Source organism: Streptomyces sp. NPDC087901, from assembly GCF_044742205.1.
Taxonomy (GTDB): domain Bacteria; phylum Actinomycetota; class Actinomycetes; order Streptomycetales; family Streptomycetaceae; genus Streptomyces.
On sequence record NZ_JBIUUC010000006.1, the window covers coordinates 374,138 to 390,550 of the forward strand.

The 16,413-nt window shown below is 71.0% G+C and carries 12 protein-coding genes; 3 read left to right on the plus strand and 9 right to left on the minus strand.

The genetic code is table 11. The annotated features are described in order from the left end of the window. The first annotated feature begins 20 nt into the window (after window positions 1-20). The gene (locus ACIOEW_RS21875) at window positions 21-974 is read left to right on the plus strand and encodes a bifunctional riboflavin kinase/FAD synthetase (RefSeq protein WP_362556435.1); all 954 of its coding nucleotides are present in this window, start codon (window positions 21-23) and stop codon (window positions 972-974) included. A gap of 80 nt (window positions 975-1,054) precedes the next feature. Here the strand turns inward: ACIOEW_RS21875 and ACIOEW_RS21880 are convergent, their stop codons facing one another. Continuing rightward, on the minus strand, window positions 1,055-2,419 hold the full coding sequence (locus ACIOEW_RS21880) for an MFS transporter (protein ID WP_401965185.1): 1,365 nt from the start codon (window positions 2,417-2,419) through the stop codon (window positions 1,055-1,057). A 451-nt stretch (window positions 2,420-2,870) separates the two neighbouring features. Between ACIOEW_RS21880 and ACIOEW_RS21885 the strand changes: the two genes are divergently transcribed. Both ACIOEW_RS21885 and ACIOEW_RS21890 read left to right on the plus strand, forming a co-directional pair. After that, window positions 2,871-3,470, plus strand: coding sequence for a MarR family winged helix-turn-helix transcriptional regulator (locus ACIOEW_RS21885; RefSeq protein WP_401965187.1), 600 nt, complete (start codon window positions 2,871-2,873; stop codon window positions 3,468-3,470). A 60-nt stretch (window positions 3,471-3,530) separates the two neighbouring features. Beyond that, entirely contained in the window at window positions 3,531-4,640 is a 1,110-nt protein-coding gene (locus tag ACIOEW_RS21890; protein WP_401965189.1) for an XdhC family protein, read from the plus strand. Between the two features lie 86 nt (window positions 4,641-4,726). Here the strand turns inward: ACIOEW_RS21890 and ACIOEW_RS21895 are convergent, their stop codons facing one another. From ACIOEW_RS21895 to eccE, 8 genes are all read right to left on the minus strand, one after another. Then, a complete protein-coding gene (locus ACIOEW_RS21895; protein WP_401965190.1) occupies window positions 4,727-5,722 on the minus strand; it encodes an ABC transporter ATP-binding protein in 996 nt (331 codons plus the stop codon). Continuing rightward, window positions 5,719-6,741 (minus strand): ABC transporter ATP-binding protein, encoded by a 1,023-nt coding sequence (locus tag ACIOEW_RS21900; protein ID WP_401965192.1) that lies wholly within the window; start codon window positions 6,739-6,741, stop codon window positions 5,719-5,721. Before ACIOEW_RS21900 ends, ACIOEW_RS21895 begins: the two co-directional genes overlap by 4 nt. After that, window positions 6,738-7,706, minus strand: a complete 969-nt coding sequence (locus ACIOEW_RS21905; RefSeq protein ID WP_401965193.1) for an ABC transporter permease — start codon at window positions 7,704-7,706, stop codon at window positions 6,738-6,740. The genes ACIOEW_RS21900 and ACIOEW_RS21905 overlap by 4 nt, the downstream gene beginning before the upstream one ends. Next, window positions 7,703-8,785, minus strand: coding sequence for an ABC transporter permease (locus ACIOEW_RS21910; protein ID WP_362556447.1), 1,083 nt, complete (start codon window positions 8,783-8,785; stop codon window positions 7,703-7,705). Before ACIOEW_RS21910 ends, ACIOEW_RS21905 begins: the two co-directional genes overlap by 4 nt. A 117-nt stretch (window positions 8,786-8,902) precedes the next feature. Continuing rightward, the gene (locus ACIOEW_RS21915) at window positions 8,903-10,780 is read right to left on the minus strand and encodes an ABC transporter substrate-binding protein (RefSeq protein WP_401965194.1); all 1,878 of its coding nucleotides are present in this window, start codon (window positions 10,778-10,780) and stop codon (window positions 8,903-8,905) included. 197 nt (window positions 10,781-10,977) lie between these two features. Then, window positions 10,978-13,947 carry an SCO5717 family growth-regulating ATPase gene (locus tag ACIOEW_RS21920; RefSeq protein WP_401965196.1) on the minus strand — a complete coding sequence of 990 codons (2,970 nt, stop codon included), beginning with the start codon at window positions 13,945-13,947 and terminating at the stop codon, window positions 10,978-10,980. A gap of 311 nt (window positions 13,948-14,258) precedes the next feature. Next, on the minus strand, window positions 14,259-14,981 hold the full coding sequence (locus ACIOEW_RS21925; protein ID WP_362556452.1) for a hypothetical protein: 723 nt from the start codon (window positions 14,979-14,981) through the stop codon (window positions 14,259-14,261). Then, entirely contained in the window at window positions 14,981-16,300 is a 1,320-nt protein-coding gene (gene eccE / locus ACIOEW_RS21930; protein ID WP_401965197.1) for a type VII secretion protein EccE, read from the minus strand. The genes ACIOEW_RS21925 and eccE overlap by 1 nt, the downstream gene beginning before the upstream one ends. Between the last annotated feature and the right edge of the window lie 113 nt (window positions 16,301-16,413).

Consider the following 16,413-nt stretch of genomic DNA (forward strand, 5'->3'; position numbering starts at 1 on the left):
TCGGGCGAGGAGCGGTCAGAGTGCAGCGCTGGCGTGGCTTGGAGGACATCCCCCAGGACTGGGGACGCAGCGTCGTCACCATCGGTTCCTATGACGGGGTGCACCGCGGACACCAGCTGATCATCGGCCGGGCCGTCGAGCGGGCCCGCGAGCTGGGGGTGCCGTCGGTCGTCGTGACGTTCGACCCGCACCCCAGCGAGGTCGTCCGGCCCGGCAGCCATCCACCGCTGCTCGCACCGCACCACCGTCGCGCCGAACTGATGGCCGAGCTCGGCGTGGACGCGGTGCTGATCCTGCCGTTCACCACCGAGTTCTCGAAGCTCGCTCCGGCCGACTTCATCGTGAAGGTGCTCGTCGACAAGCTGCATGCGCAGCTGGTCATCGAGGGCCCCAACTTCCGGTTCGGTCACAAGGCCGCCGGGAACGTGCAGTTGCTCACCGAGCTCGGCGACACCTACGACTACCGCGTCGAGGTCATCGACCTGCGGGTGCGAGGCGAGGCCGGAGGCGGCGAGCCGTTCTCCTCGACCCTCACCCGGCGCCTGGTCGCCGAAGGGGACATGGCCGGTGCCGCGGAGATCCTCGGCCGTCCGCACCGCGTCGAGGGCATCGTCGTCCGCGGGGCACAGCGCGGCCGTGAGCTCGGCTTCCCCACCGCGAACGTGGAGACCCTGCCGCACACCGCGATCCCGGCCGACGGCGTGTACGCGGGCTGGCTGCATGTGGACGGCGAGGCGATGCCCGCCGCGATCTCGGTCGGCACCAACCCGCAGTTCGACGGCACCGAGCGGACGGTGGAGGCGTACGCGATCGACCGTGTCGACCTCGACCTGTACGGCCTGCACGTCGCCGTGGACTTCCTCGCGTACGTACGCGGCATGCTGAAGTTCGACTCGATCGACGATCTGCTCGTGGCGATGGCCGCCGATGTGAAGCGGTGCAGCGAGCTGATCGCCGCGTACGACAAGGGCTGAGGGCTCACCTCGTCCCTACGGCTCCGGCCGGAACCGCTGTCACGCGGTCCCGGCCGGAGCCGTAGCAGTACGGGGGCTGCTCAGCTGTTGAGCTCCTCCAGCGTCTTCCCCTTGGTTTCCACGGCGAACAGCGCGATCACCGCACCCACCACCGCGATACAGCCCAGCTGGGTGAAGACCATGGCCAGTCCGGCGCCCGAGCTGATGATGGCGCCGACCACGATCGGTCCCAGGATGACTCCGAGCCGGTTCCACACCCCGCCGAACGACGCCCCGCGCGCCCGGCTCCGGGTCGGGTAGAGCTCGGGTGTGTAGAGGTAGAGGCTCACGTTGGTGGCGAAGACGAAGAGCGTCGCGACCGAGGCCCATGCCGCGACCTGGCCACCAGAGGTGGCGCCGGAGACGGCCAGCGAGAGCAGTGCGACGGCTGCCCCGCCGAGACCGACGGTCAGGGAGACCCGGCGCCCCACCTTGTCGATGACGAGCGCGACCAGCAGACAGCCGATCAGACCGGTCACGTTGCTCAGCAGCGAGTAGTTGAGTGCGGTAGGCAGATCGAGACCGAACTCCTTGGTGTAGAGCGACGGCAGCCACGTGGCGATGCCGTGGTTGACGTAGTACGCGACGAACCACAGCGCCGACACCACGACCGTGCGCCGCAGGTACCGGCCGGTGAACAGGTCACGCATCCCGCCCCGCTCGGTCTCGACGACCGTCGCCGGTCCGGGTTCGGGGAGCGGAGCGCCGGTGGACCTCGCCACGTCCTTCTCGATCCGCTCGATCACCTGTTCGGCCTCCGCGACCCGGCCCCGGGAGAGCAGCCAGCGGGGCGACTCCGGGACCTGGCGGCGCAGGACGACGACGAGGAGGACGGGCAGGGCGCCGATCATGAACATCACCCGCCAGCCGAAGCTGGGCACCACCCACCTCGCGACGAGCGTGGCCGTGGCGAGACCGGCCGGGAAGATGAGTTCGTAGAGCAGCACGAACCGTCCGCGGTGCTCCGCCCGGGCGATCTCGTTGATGTACGTGGCGGCGACCGGCACGACACCGCCGATGCCCAGGCCCTGGACGAAGCGGAAGAGGGTGAACAGGGCGAAGCCGGGGGAGACGGCGACGGCGAGGCTGGCCAGCGCGGTCACGGCCACGCCCAACGCGACGGTGTTCACCCGGCCGATGCGGTCACCGAGCCAGCCGGCCACGAGGGCGCCGAGCAGCATGCCGACGGAGCCGCTGGTGACGATCATCGTGCCCTGACCGGTGCTCAGCTTCCACTGTTCGGTCAGGACGGGCAGGGCGGAGGCGGTCAGCAGCTGATCGAACGCCTCGAAGAACGTGACGGTGCCGATCAGGGTGCGGACCTTGATGTGCCAGCGAGAGCTCGGCAGGCGTTCGAGCCTGGCCGAGACGGAGCTCACCGTGGGGCCGTTGGCCACGATTGACATGGGAATCCTTCCGCGAACAGAGGAGTTGCGGTGACCCTAGAAAGAAGTGTCTTAGCGGTCAATAACTAAGTGCTTAGATTTAATAACGAAGTGAAACCGGTCCTGAGCTGGGGTTTCGTGGATGGGGATGACCCCGGGCATGACGGACCGGCCCGGGGCGAACGGTGCCAGGGGCTGGGTGGCGGATGCCGGTGCGGGTCGGCGCAGGCGGGACCGCGGGGTGTCGAGGGTCCGTATCCCGTTGGGGCGGGGTGTGTGGGCCGCGCCGATGGCAGAGAGTTACCTAATGGCTCAAACAGCTAATGGTGAGAGTTCTAGCACTAAGAAATTGCCGTCGCAAGGGTTCCATGACCGTCACCGGTTGTACCGTGAACACCTCACCGCTGCGCCGTGCGCGGTGTTCAGGTAAGGAGGCGCGGGGTCGCGGCATCGCGCCGGTCTCCCAACGCACATGACTCGTGGAGCTTCCGGCCGCCCCGACGCGGTCGACCTCATCCTGGAGCAGTGGAAGCGTGAGCTGCCCGCTCTCGATGCCTCGCCGATGGAGGTGCTCGGCCGGCTCCACCGCAGCTTCCTGCGCTACCAGGGGCTGCTGTCCGACCTCTTCGAATGCTTCGACCTGAACATGGCATCCTTCGATGTGCTGGCAGCTCTTCGCAGGTCAGGGCCACCCTACCGACAGACCGCCGGTCAGCTTGCGGACATTGCCCTGGTCACCACGGGCGGCATCACGCTCCGGCTGGACAGGCTGGAGAAGGCCGGCCTGGTGACCCGGGAGCGTGATACGGCGGACCGCAGGATCGTCCACGCACGGCTCACCGAGCGCGGGACCGAGATCGCCGATGTCGTTGCCGTCGCGCACTTCGCCAACGAGGAGCGGATGCTCGCCGAACTGTCCGCCACCGACCGGCGCAGCCTGAGCCTGCTGCTGGGCAAGCTCGAGCGCTCCCTGGAGACGGCGGAACAGACCCCGCCCGACCGCGCCGCGCTGAACGCACCCATCCGGCGGGACACCACCCCTGACCCGGAGCGCTCAATATCTCAGCGCTGAAGCTTCGCTTATGGTGAGCGCATCGGGGCCGGGTGTGCCGGGCCGGAGGAGGTCCGAACCGTGCGTGAACTGCTGTCGGAACTGCGCGCCTGGCTCGACGCCGGTACGCCCTTCGCGCTGGCGACCGTCGTATCCGTCCGTGGCAGCGCTCCCCGGGCGCCCGGCGCCATGATGGCCGTGACCGCCGACGGCACGGTGGCGGGCAGCGTCTCCGGGGGATGCGTCGAAGGTGCGGTGTACGAGGTGGCCGGCGAGGTGCTCGCCACTGGAACCCCGCAACTGCAGTCGTACGGGATCAGTGACGACGAGGCGTTCGGCGTGGGTCTGACCTGCGGCGGCACCATCGATGTCTTCGTCGCACCCTTCACCGGGGCGGCCGACCGGACCTGGCTCCGGGACGTCGGCGCGACCGTCGCACGCGGCGAACCGGTCGCCGTGGCCTCCCTCCTTCCGGACGCCGCCCGTGCGGGCGCGCGGCGGGTGGTCCGGGCGGACGGCGCGGAGGGATCCCTGGGCGACGAGGGACTCGACGTCGCCGTCACCGACGACGCCCGGGGCCTCCTCGCCCAGGGTGCGACCGGCCGGCAGTGGTACGGGGCCCATGGCGAGCGCCGGATGCAGGACGTGTCCGTCTTCATCCAGACGTACGCGCCACCGCCCCGCATGATCGTCTTCGGTGCCATCGACCACGCGGCGGCGACCGCCCGCATCGGATCCTTCCTCGGCTACCGGGTCACCGTGTGCGACGCCCGCCCGGCCTTCGCCACCCGCGAGCGCTTCCCCACCGCCGACGAGGTCGTCCGTGCCTGGCCGCACACCTATCTCTCCGGCACGGACGTCGACGAGCGCACCGTCCTCTGCGTGCTCACGCACGACCCCAAGTTCGACGTCCCCCTGCTGGTCGCCGCACTGCGCACCCCGGCGGCCTACATCGGGGTGATGGGCAGCCGGCGTACCCACCTCGACCGGCTGGCGCGGCTACGGGACGAGGGCGTGAGCGAGACCGACCTGAACCGGCTCGCCTCACCGGTCGGCCTCGACCTCGGAGCCCGGACACCGGAGGAGACGGCAGTCTCGATCGCCGCAGAGATCATCCAGCACCGGTGGGGCGGCACCGGGCGGCCGCTCGGCGAACTGTCCGGCGCGATCCACCACCACGTACAGCGGTGACGGGCTGCCCCAGCGGTATCGGGCGGCCCCCCAGCGGTGACGGGCGGCCCCTCGAACAGGAGAACCACCCACACCGCATCGCGGCCCTACGGCCGCGCCGCCACCGCCGCGTTCGCCCAGTGGCACGCCACCTGGGTCTCGCCGCCGCCCGCGAGCACCGGCAGGTCCTTCGTACGACAGGCGTCGGCGACACCGGCCCGCTCCGCCTCGCCCGAGGCCAGGACCTGGCAGCGCAGATGGAAGCGGCAGCCGGACGGCACCTTGGACGGGTCCGGCGGCTCACCGGTCAGCACCACCGGTTCGCCCCCGGCCTCCGGCAGCACGGACAACAGCGCCTGCGTGTACGGATGCTGCGGAGCCGTGAGGATCTGCTCCACGTCACCCGTCTCCACGATGCGCCCGAGATACATCACCGCCACCCGGTCCGCGATGTTCCACGCGAGACCGAGATCGTGCGTGACCACCAGCGCGGACAGGCCCAGTTCGTCCCTCAACCGCAGCAGCAGCGCCAGGATCTCGCCGCGCACCGAGGCGTCCAGGGAGGCCACCGGTTCGTCCGCCACGATGAGTTCCGGCTCCAGCACCAGCGCGCCCGCGATCACCACGCGCTGGCGCTGACCGCCCGACAGCTCGTGCGGATAGCGCAGGAGGAAGCGCTCCGGAGGCCGCAGCCCGGCCCGGGACAGCGCATCGGTCACCGCCTTCCGCTCGTCGCCCGGGTAGCGGTGGATCCGCAGACCCTCGGCCACCGCGTCGTAGACGGTGTGCCGCGGGTTCAGTGAGCCGCTGGGGTCCTGCAGCACCAGCTGCACCCGCTTGCGGTACGCCTTCAGCGCACGGCTCCCGTAGTCGAGCGGCTTGCCGCCGAAGGTGACCTGCCCGCCCGTCGGCCGGACCAGGCCCAGCAGCGAGCGGGCCAGGGTCGTCTTGCCGCACCCCGACTCGCCGACCAGCGCGACGATCTCGCCGGGGCGGATGTCCAGGTCGACCCCGTCCACGGCACGGGCCGGGTCGGCGCCGTGCCTGCCGGGGAACGCGATCCGGAGATCGCGCGCACTGAGCAGGTCCGTGGTGGTGGTCATGATGTGCTCCTTGCTTCCTCGGCGGCCTCCGGGGCCGCGGCCCCTTCCGGCCCCACCAGCACACAGGCGGCCTGCCGCCCGGGTCCCGACACCCGCAGCACCTGGTCCTGCGTGGTGCAGGAGTCCACGGCCACCGCGCAGCGCGGATGGAACGTGCAGCCGGCCGGCAGCGCCGACGGGTCGGGCGGATCACCCGGCAGCCCCCGCGGCGCGAACCGCGAGGCGGGGTCCCCGATCCGCGGGAAGGCGCCCGACAGGGCCTTGCTGTACGGGTGGTGCGCCCGCTCGTAGACCTCGGACGCCGGACCCTGCTCCACGACTCGTCCCGCATACATCACCGCGAGCCGGTCGCAGGTGTCCGAGAGCACCGCGAGGTCATGGCTGATCATGATCAGTCCGAGGTCCTGCTCGGAGACCAACTGCTCGATCAGCCGCAGGATCTGGGCCTGGATCATCACATCGAGGGCCGTCGTCGGCTCGTCCGCGATGATCAGGCCCGGATCGCAGGCGAGCGCCATCGCGATCATCACGCGCTGCCGCTGACCGCCGGAGAGCTCGTGCGGATAGGCGTCCGCCCGGGCGGCGGGCAGACCCACCTGCTCCAGCAGCTCACCGGCGCGCTTGCGCGCGGCGGCCTGCGTCGTCCTCCTGTGCAGCACGATCGGCTCGGCGATCTGGTCTCCGATGCGGTGCACCGCGTTCAGTGAGTGCATCGCGCCCTGGAAGACGATCGACGCACCCGCCCAGCGCACGGCCCTGACCTGGCCCCACTTCATGGCGAGGACGTCCTCGCCGTTCAGCAGGATCTCGCCGGTGACCTTCGTGCCCGCGGGCAGCAGGCGCAGCAGCGCGAGCGCCAGCGTGGACTTCCCGCACCCCGACTCCCCGGCGATGCCGAGCTTCCTGCCCGCGTCGACCTCCAGGTTCACCCCGCGGACCGCCTGGGCCCCGCCGGCGTACGTCACCGTCAGATCGCGTACTTCGAGAAGAGGCGTCTTGCGGATGCTCGTCGTGCTCAACGGGCCACCCCCAGCTTGGGATTGAGGACGGACTCGATGGCGCGGCCGCACAGCGTGAACGCCAGGGCCACCAGGGCGATGGCGATGCCGGGCGGCGCCAGGTACCACCAGTCACCCGCGCTCACCGCACCGGCTTCGCGCGCGTCCTGGAGCATGCCGCCCCAGGAGGTGATGGTCGGGTCGCCGAGGCCCAGGAAGGCCAGGGTGGCCTCCGTCAGGATCGCGCTGGAGATCACCAGCGTGGTCTGCGCGAGCACCAGCGGCATCACGTTCGGCAGGACGTGCCGGAGCATGATGTGTCCGTGCCCGCCGCCCAGCGCGCGGGCGCGCTCGATGTACGGGCGGGACTCCACGGCAAGCGTCTGCGCCCGCACCAGCCGGGCCGTCGTCGGCCAGGTCGTGACGCCGATCGCGATGATGACCGTCCACAGGGAGCGGTCCATCACGGTGGCGAGCGCGATCGCCAGGACCAGGGTCGGCATCACCAGGAACCAGTCGGTGACCCGCATCAGAACCGTCGAGTACCAGCCGCGGAAGTGCCCCGCGACGATCCCGACGACCGTACCGATGGCCACGCAGAGGAACGCCGCGAGCAGCCCCACGGTCAGTGAGACGCGCGCACCCCAGATCAGCAGGGCGAGGACGCTTCGTCCGAACTGGTCTGTACCGAGCGGGAACTCGGCGCTCGGTGACTCCAGTGCGCCGCCCGGAGCCTCCGTGACGCTCTGCGCGTTCGCACCCGTCAGCAGAGGGGCGCACACGGCGATCAGCGCGATCAGGGCGAGCCCGGCAAGCCCCCACAGACCACCCCGGTGGCTGCGGTACTCCCGCCAGAACCGGGCCAGGGAACGCCGCTTGCGGGCCCGGGCCAGCGCGCCCGGGCTCTTGGCCGCCTCGGGCCCGGATTCCTCGGGTGCGGGGGCCTCGGCCCCCGGCGTGGACGCGGGCATGGATTCGGTCGTCATCGGCCCACCCGGGGATCGAGCAGCGGATACAGCAGATCGGCCAGGGTGTTCGCCAGGATCACCGCGGTGGCGAAGACGAAGAACAGCCCCTGGACGAGCGGAAGGTCGGGGACGCTCAGCCCTTGGTAGAAGAGGCCGCCGAGACCCGGCCAGGAGAACACCGTCTCGACCAGGATCTGTCCCGCGACCACATGGCCCAGGTTGACGAACATCAGGGTGAAGGTCGGGAGCATCGCGTTGGGGACGGCGTGCCGGCGGCGGACCGCGTCGTCGCGCAGCCCCTTCGCGCGTGCCGTCGTCAGATAGTCGCTGCCCATCTCGTCGAGGAGCGAGGAGCGCATCACGAGCAGCGTCTGCGCGTAGCCCACCGCGACCAGGGTGATCACGGGGAGCACCATGTGGTGCGCGACGTCGAGCACGTATGCGAAGCCCGATTCGTTGCCCGACTCCAGGCCGCCCGTCGGGAACATGCCCGGGATCGGTCCGACGCCCACCGAGAAGACGATGATCAGGAGCAGGCCGAGCCAGAACGACGGTACGGAGTACAGCGTGAGCGCGAGCGCGGTGTTGAAACGGTCGCTCTTCGACCCGTTGCGCCAGGCGGTACGGGTGCCGAGCCAGATGCCCAGCGCGCTGTAGAGGACGTACGCCGTTCCGGTGAGGAGCAGGGTCGCGGGGAGCGCCTCGGTGATCTTGTCCATGACCGGGGCGTGGTACTGGAACGAGGTGCCGAAGTCGCCGGTGAGCGCGTCGCCCACGTAACTGGTGAACTGCTGCCACATCGGCTGGTCGAGGCCGAACTGATGCCGCAGCGATTCGAGTTGCTCGGCGGAGACGCGACGCCCGCCGGTCATCTGCTTCACCGGGTCGCTGGGGATGAGCCGGAAGAGGAAGAAGCTGGTGACCAGTACGGCGAACAGCGAGACGGCCGCGCCGACGATCTTGGCGGCCACGTACTTCAGATAGGCCTTGGTGTTGCGCGCCCGTGGGCCGCGGGCGGCCGGGGGCGCGGCCGGAGCCGGGCCGTCCGTGTCCGCATCCGCCTGTTTCACGAGCGCCGGAGTGCTGTCAGCTGTCATGGGAACTCTCGTTACTCGTGCTGCACTTAGAGGGATCGGCCGACGGGGCCCGGCTGCCCGGACCCCGCCGCCGATCGCTCTCATCCCGTCCGCGGGAACTACCCGCGGTCCGCGGAACTACTCGCGCTCGTCCGCGGTGGTGCGGCGGCGCCGGGAGAGGAGGAACCCGCCACCGGCGAGGACCACCACGGCCACGACGATTCCGATGACGATCCCGGTCGAGCTCGAACCGGAGTCGCTGTCACCGTCTCCGCCGTCACTGCCCGCCGGAACGGCAGACCACCAGCTCCAGTACCCGTCCTGGCCGTAGATGTTGCCGGCCGCCTCGGGCATGGTCGTGATCGACTTGATCTGGTCGGTGCGGTAGGCCTCGACCGCGTTCGGGTACGCGATGACGCTCATGTACCCGGAGTCGTACAGCCACGACTGCATCTGCCCGACGAGGTCCGCCCGCTTGGCGGGGTCGTACTCGGCGAGCTGCTTCTTGTACAGCCCGTCGTACGTCTTGTCGCAGATGAAGTTGTCCGTGGCCGCGCTGGCCTTGGCCTCGGTCGGCAGAGCGGCGCAGGTGTGGATGCCGAGGACGAAGTCCGGGTCCGGGTTGACGGACCAGCCGTCGAAGGCGAGGTCGTACTCACCGGCGTACCAGGGAACGGAGACGTCGTCGAGGCAGTCGACCTTGAGGCCGACCCCGATCTTGCCCCACCACTCCTTGAGGTACTTGCCGATCGCCTTGTCGTTCGGGTCCGTCGCGTGGCACAGGATGCGCAGGTCGAGCGCCTTGCCGTCCTTGCCGACGCGCCTGCCGCCCTTGAGCTCGTAGCCCGCCTGGTCCAGCAGCTGTCCCGCCTTGTCGGGGTCGTAGGCGAGGCTCTGGCTCGCCGAGGGCTGCCAGTTGTATGCCGAGAAGCGCGGCGGAATGTAGCCCTGACCCTCGACGGCGTGGCCCTGGAAGACCTTGTCGATGATCGTCTTGCGGTCGATCGACAGGAACAGCGCCTGGCGGACCTTCTGGTCCAGCAGTGCCTTGTTGCCGTTGCCGAACTTCTTGCCGTCCTTGGTCTGCGCGCCCGGGTTGGTGGCCAGCGCGAAGAAGCGGCGGCCCGGACCCTCGTTGACCTTGATGTTCGCGTCACCCTTGAGCGACGCGGCCTGGGCGGGCGTCAGCGCGGGCGAGCCGGCGACGAAGGAGACCTCGCCCTTGCGGAGTGCGGCGACCGCGGCGTCCTGGTCCTTGTAGGTCTTGAAGACCAGCTCGTCGAACTTGGGCTTGCCGCGCCAGAAGTCCTTGTTGGCCTTGAGCTTCACGTACTGGTCGACCTTGTAGTCGCTCAGCACGAAGGGGCCGTTGCCCACGATCGGGAAGTCGGCGTCGTTGTTGAACTTCGAGAAGTCCTTGACCTTCTCCCAGACGTGCTTGGGGACGATCGGGACATCGAGCGCGGCCATCGTGGCCTGCGGTTCCTTGAGCTCGATGACCAGCTCCGTCGGGCTGGGGGCCGTCACCTTCTTGAAGTTGGTGACGAAGCTGCCGTTCGCCTGGGCGGCGCCCTCGTCGGTCATGATCTTGTTGAACGTCCAGGCCGCGTCCTCGGCGGTGGCCTGCTGACCGTCCGACCACTTGGAATTCGACCGAATGGTGTACGTCCACGTCAGCTTGTCGGCCGACGGCTCCCACTTGGTGGCGAGACCCGGGACGGCGTGGTTGTCCTTGGGGTCGTAGTTCGTCAGGAAGTCGTACATGAGCCGGGAGACGCTCGTGCTCAGCAGCTTCTGGGCGAGGAACGGGCTCAGGGAGTCGACGCTCTGCGCGACCGCGACGGTCAGCGTCTTGTTGCCGCTGTCGGCGGCCTGCGCCTGCTGGGGCGCGGCCACGAGGGGTACGCCCGGCACGATGGACCCGGCTGCGAGAGCAAGGGCGGCGGCGCCGGAGGCCAGGAGGACACGCCGACGTGAGCGTGGCTGGGCTGAGGACGGTGGAACTCTTTCGACCATGGTCAGGGACCTCGCGTCATGACTCGCACGGAGAAGGCGGGTTGATCTGTGGTTCGCCAGCTGGTGAAGCGAAGGTTTATCAGCGGTGGTCGAGCCGCGTCAACGGTCACCGAAACGGCGTGTGGTCTGCGGGAATGCAATGAGGGTCCACATCGCGAGAACGATGTGGACCCTCATTGGTTCAGACCTCTGACGCCTTACTGCTGAGGCGCTGGCGGCGGCTGCGGAGGCTGCTGCTGCCACCCCGCGGGCGGGACGGGGCCCTGGAGTTCGGGGTGGGCGGGCTGCCCCGGCTGACCTGGCTGTCCGCCGTACTGCGGCTGCGGCGGCGGACCCGCCTGGCCGGCCTGAGGCTGCGGCTGGGAGGGCGGCTGCTGCTGCCAGTTCTGCCCGGCGCCGGGGGCCGGCTGCGGGGGATAGGGCTGCTGCGGCTGACCGCCGTAGGGCTGTTGCGGGTACGGCTGTCCGGGTTGCTGTGGATACGGCTGCTGGGGTGCGTACGGCTGCTGCCCGGGTGCCGGCTGGCCCGGTGCCTGCTGGCCGGGCATCGGAGGGGCGTACTGCGGCGGCGGGTTGCTGCCGTTCGCCGTCCACAGCCCCTGCTGCTGCTGGGCGCGCGCGAAGTCCTCGGCGACGAGCGCGGAGAGGTGGAAGTACGCGTCCCGGGTCTTCGGACGCATCATGTCGAGGTCGACCTCGGCACCGGCCGACAGGTGTTCGTCGAACGGTACGACGACCACGCCGCGGCAGCGCGTCTCGAAGTGCTGGACGATGTCGTCGACCTTGATCATCTTTCCGGTCTCGCGGACCCCGGAGATGACGGTGAGGGACCGCTGGACCAGCTCCGCGTACCCGTGTGCCGACAGCCAGTCCAGCGTGGTGGAGGCACTTGACGCACCGTCGACCGACGGGGTCGAGATGATGATCAGCTGGTCCGCGAGGTCCAGCACGCCGCGCATCGCGCTGTAGAGCAGCCCGGTACCCGAGTCCGTGAGGATGATCGGGTACTGCTTGCCCAGTACCTCGATCGCACGCCGGTAGTCCTCGTCGTTGAACGTGGTGGAGACCGCCGGGTCCACGTCGTTGGCGATGATCTCCAGGCCGGAGGGCGCCTGCGAGGTGAACCGCCGGATGTCCATGTACGAGTTGAGGTGCGGGATCGCATGGACCAGGTCGCGGATGGTCGCACCGGTCTCGCGGCGGACCCGGCGGCCCAGCGTGCCCGCGTCGGGGTTGGCGTCGATGGCGAGGATCTTGTCCTGCCGTTCGGTGGCCAGGGTCGCGCCGAGAGCGGTGGTCGTCGTGGTCTTGCCCACGCCGCCCTTGAGGCTGATCACCGCGATCCGGTAGCAGGAGAGCACCGGAGTGCGGATCAGCTCGAGCTTGCGCTGCCGCTCGATCTCCTCCTTCTTGCCGCCCAGCTTGAAGCGGGAGGCGCCGGACGGGTTGCGGCTGCTCTTCGCCTTCTGCCTGCCCCGGACGAGCCGGTCGGAGGAGAGCTCCACGGCGGCCGTGTAACCGAGCGGAGCACCCGGCACCGAACGCTCGCGCTGGTCGTGGGTGACCGGTGTGGGCCACGCGCTACCGGCCCGCGGGTCGGCGGGCACGCCCTGCGGCATTCCCTGCGGCATTTCCTGTGGCGGGAGTTGCTGCGGGTACTGCTGCTGTGCGTGCTGAGGCTGTTGCGGGTGCTGAGGCTGCTGCGGGGGAATCTGCGCGGGCAGATTCGGGGTGGGCTGAGCCGGCGGCTGGGCACCCTGGGGGAATCCGTAACCGCCCTGCGGCTGCTGCGGGGCCTGAGGCAACTGAGGTGCATGAGGTGCCGGCGGGGGCAGTGCCGCGCCCTGCTGCTGCGGGGGCCACTGGTGCGCCTGAGGTGTCTGCGGCGCTTGGGGTGCTTGCGGCGCCGGGGGCTGCGGGAGCTGCGCCGGAAGCGCGGCTCCCGGCTGGGCCTGCTGGGGGTGCGGTTGCTGCGGGAAGCCGTACCCTCCCTGAGGTGCCGAGGCGGTCTGCTGCGGGAACGCGGGGGCCTGCGGGTTCGCCGGAGCCTGCGGGAATCCGTAGCCGCCCTGTCCTGCGTCGGCCGGGGCCTGCGGAGGCCAGTGGGACGCCGGCTGAGGTGCGGCGGGCTGTGCCGTCGCGGGCTGGAAGGAGGGCGGCAGCGGCGGCAGGCCGCCCGCTCCCGGCGCAGGCGTCCAGGGGGCCGGTGCCGTGTTCCGGGCGGCGCTGTCCGACGGTACGTCGAGGGGGGCCGCGCCGGTGGGAGCGGCCGGAGGCGCGGAGTCCGTGGGTGCCGGGTCCGTATGTACGGCGTCGGCGGGCTCGTCGGCCTGCGGGCCGTCGCCGGAGTCGTGGCTCGCGGCGGCTGCTGCTCCGTCCACCGGCGGGGTGCCGAAGGGGGCGTCGCCGGCGGTCACGCGGGGCTCTTCCTCCGTTGCGGAGGACGGCCCGGCGTCGGCGGGTGCCCGAGGTGCGTCGGACGGCACGGCGTCGGACGAAGGCGAGGGGGATTCGGACGCGGAGGAGTCCGGGTCCGCCCCGGTCTCCCCGGAACCGGTCTCTCCGGAACCGGTCTCCCCGGCTGCCCCGGAATCGTTCTGCGCGGCGTCCGCGGCCGCATCGGCTCCGGCTTCCGCGACCTCCCCGTCGGCACCGGCCGCAGGGGCGCCGGCCTCCGCCTCGGCGGTGCCCACCGCAGCGGCCTCGCGCTCGGCGATCTCGCGCTTCAGCGCGGCGGCCGGGAACCGCATGGTCGCGCCGCTCTCCACGTCGCCGCCCCCGAAGGGATCCGGCGCACCGCTCGCGCCGGCCGCACCCGGCACCGGATGACTGGCGGCCGCATCGTGGGCCGGTGCCGGTGCCGGTGCCGGTGCCGGTGCCGGTGCCGGTGCCGGTGCCGGGGTCGGCGGTGCCGGAGTCCAGTCGGGTTCGAAGCCGCTCCCCGGCGGCAGTCCGGGCACGGACACCGGGAGGCCGCTGGGCGGCGGGGGCGGTGCCAGGTGTGTTCCGGCGCCGCCCGACGAGTCGCCCGGCGCGTTCTGCGTGTACCAGGCGGGCGGGGTGTAGTCGATGGTGAACTCACCCGTCATCTCGGCGGGTTCCGCGTCGGACGACTCGTCGACGGGCGTGTTCCAGCCCCCGCGCATCTCGTCCCGATCGCCGTTCACTTTGCCTCCTGGTGTGGTCGAGCACCCTTGTGCCGTGGGGGGGGTGGGGGCGACCGTTCCCGCAGTGCGAACCGCCCGGCTCTCCCCCTGGGACGGCCTTGCCTGCCCGCAGGTTCTTCTGCCGCGCCCGGACCCACCCTAATCGTCATCGGGCTCACCACGGCAGGCCGTACGGCACCGCGACCGCTGTCCCGTACGTCACGTACTGCCCCCAAGTGGTCTGAGTGCGGCCGGGAGTGAGTCATAAAGCGGTCAAACATGTACATCTGCGCAGGTAAATCCGAACAATTCGCACACGTGATGGTGGGTCGTCAGTCCATCCTGCGGGCGCTGCCGAGCAGTCCCGATTCCGCATCGGTCGGATGGATCATCACGAACCGGCGGTCCTGGCGGGTGCACCAGAGGGTGACTCCGTCGGTCAGAGTGGACAGAGCCCGGGTCTCGCCGGGCCCCAGGCGCATGAGATGACCGATCTGTTCCGCTTCGCCGGGAGACACCCGTTGAATGCCGACCAGGGACGACTTCGCCATCAACCGGGGCGCCACCGGGCTCAGATACGGCAGCAGCGTCACCACCGACTGCCAAGGGCCGGCCGCCACCCGCCCGCGCGGTGGCCTCGTGCCGCAGTCCCGCACCACCACGACCGGCGATCCGGCCGAGGGCCCCTGCGGCGGCACCCGGCCAACCTCGTGCAGCGCGATGCCGCAGCCGTCACCGCCGGCCGCCCGCACCAGCCCGTCCCAGGCCGCGGCCCGCCCCGTCTCCACCACGATCCGGGCGCCGGTCGCAGCCGCCCGCAGCGCGAGCACCTGCGCCGTCCACAACCCTCCGACCAGGGTGACGTCGTACGGAGTGGGCCGGATGATGCCGAGCACGGCGGGGCGCCCCTCGCCGTCCACGCCGATCACCACACCGTCGTCGCCGACCGGCAGGGCCAGCGAGGCCAGTTGCTCGGGCCGGACCGTATGGCGGAGCCGGCGCGGGCCCGTCAGCCCGAAGCCCAGTCGCCCACGGCCTCCTGCGGGTACGGACATCAGCGGGTGCCTCCGAGGGGCAGGGTGGCGAGCACCCCGGGCAGCTGTTCGTGGTCCAGCCGCACCAGTGACGTCTTCACGCCGCGGGCCGTGAGCTCCAACTCATGGCGGGCGGACCTCAGTTCCCGGTCGTCGCGACCGGTCACGCGGATGTGGCCGGTGACCGTGATCTCCTGCCGGTCGCCGTGTCCCAGCGTGAGGACGAACGTCGTGGCCAGGGCCGGCACGGAGGTGAGCAGCGCGACGAGCTGCGGCATCGGGGCTCCGCCCCCGCCCAGCTCCGGCCAGCGGCGCACCCAGTACGTGGTGTGCAGCCGGTCGTCGCACTGCCAGGTGCGCGAGGTCTCCCGGGTGCGGCGGGCGGGCGCCCCGTTCCGGCCGGCCCGTGCCGTGGCCGACGGGCTCGCACAGACGGACGTGGCGATCGCCGCGCCGAGCTCCTGTTCCGTGAGCACCGTCGCACGCAGCCCCGCCCCTGTCAGCCTGCCGGCCAGCTGGTCGGCCGCGCGCACCAGGCACTTCTGCGCACCGGTGAAGCCGCCGCCCCGCGCCCGTACGGCCTCCGGGCAGAGCTCGGGGGCCAGCTTCAGCGCGATCCAGGTGATCCGGACCGCGGGGGAACCCGCCCGCGCCTGCAGGGGCGCGTAGTTGCGGGCCACGACCGACTGCTCCGGCAGATGTGACGCGGGCGCAGGCTGGGTGTGCTGCACGATCTGAGCCGACTCCAGCCGGATGCCGTCGACGTCCAGTGCGTCCCGCACGAGTGCCAGGGGAAGCGGCCGCGCGGACCGGTCCGGGCGCAGTGCCGTGCCGTCCGCGTCGATCCTGAGGACGGCCGTCAGGTACGTTCCGTCGCCGATCATGCCGACCGGCTGCCGGTCCGGGCCCCCGAACGAGTGCGTACGCAGCGCCGGTTCGCACTCGACCGCGGGCGCGATGCCCGGCTCGGCTCCGGCGGCCGGTCCCGTCGACGCGGACCTGCGGTTACGGGCCCGCAGCGCGAGGACCGCGTACAGCAGTACCGGAAGCGAGCGCCGGTGCCGTCGCACGACGGCGAGCATCACCAGCAGTGCGGCCGCCACCGAGGCCGGGGCCAGCAGCAGCGGATCCACGACCCCGGCACAGAGCAGCAGCGCCCCCGCGATCTCGCACAGGACGAGTTGGTGCAGCCGGAACGGTCCGAACGATCCGGCCCGCCCGCCCCACCGCACGATGCCGGGCCCGCCGCCGTGTACCGAGGCGTCCGGCGCTCCGGCCCGGGGCGGTCTGGGCGGCCGTGTCTCCGGGGCCGGAGCCGTCCGCGTCGTGGAAGCCGTCATCGCGGCATCCCCCCGTTCATCCGGGTCCGGTGTCTCGCGACCCGGCCCGTGCCACGCCCGTCCCGCCGAGGTCTCCGGCGGGGTGAATCACCCTACCCGGACCGCAACACCCC

Coding starts and splice junctions, on each gene's coding strand:
- ACIOEW_RS21880 (WP_401965185.1), bottom strand. CDS start 2,419: ATGTCAATCGTGGCCAACGGCCCCACGGTGAGCTCCGTCTCGGCCAGG.
- ACIOEW_RS21885 (WP_401965187.1), top strand. CDS start 2,871: ATGACTCGTGGAGCTTCCGGCCGCCCCGACGCGGTCGACCTCATCCTG.
- ACIOEW_RS21895 (WP_401965190.1), bottom strand. CDS start 5,722: ATGACCACCACCACGGACCTGCTCAGTGCGCGCGATCTCCGGATCGCG.
- ACIOEW_RS21905 (WP_401965193.1), bottom strand. CDS start 7,706: ATGACGACCGAATCCATGCCCGCGTCCACGCCGGGGGCCGAGGCCCCC.
- ACIOEW_RS21910 (WP_362556447.1), bottom strand. CDS start 8,785: ATGACAGCTGACAGCACTCCGGCGCTCGTGAAACAGGCGGATGCGGAC.
- ACIOEW_RS21915 (WP_401965194.1), bottom strand. CDS start 10,780: ATGGTCGAAAGAGTTCCACCGTCCTCAGCCCAGCCACGCTCACGTCGG.
- ACIOEW_RS21925 (WP_362556452.1), bottom strand. CDS start 14,981: ATGTCCGTACCCGCAGGAGGCCGTGGGCGACTGGGCTTCGGGCTGACG.
- eccE (WP_401965197.1), bottom strand. CDS start 16,300: ATGACGGCTTCCACGACGCGGACGGCTCCGGCCCCGGAGACACGGCCG.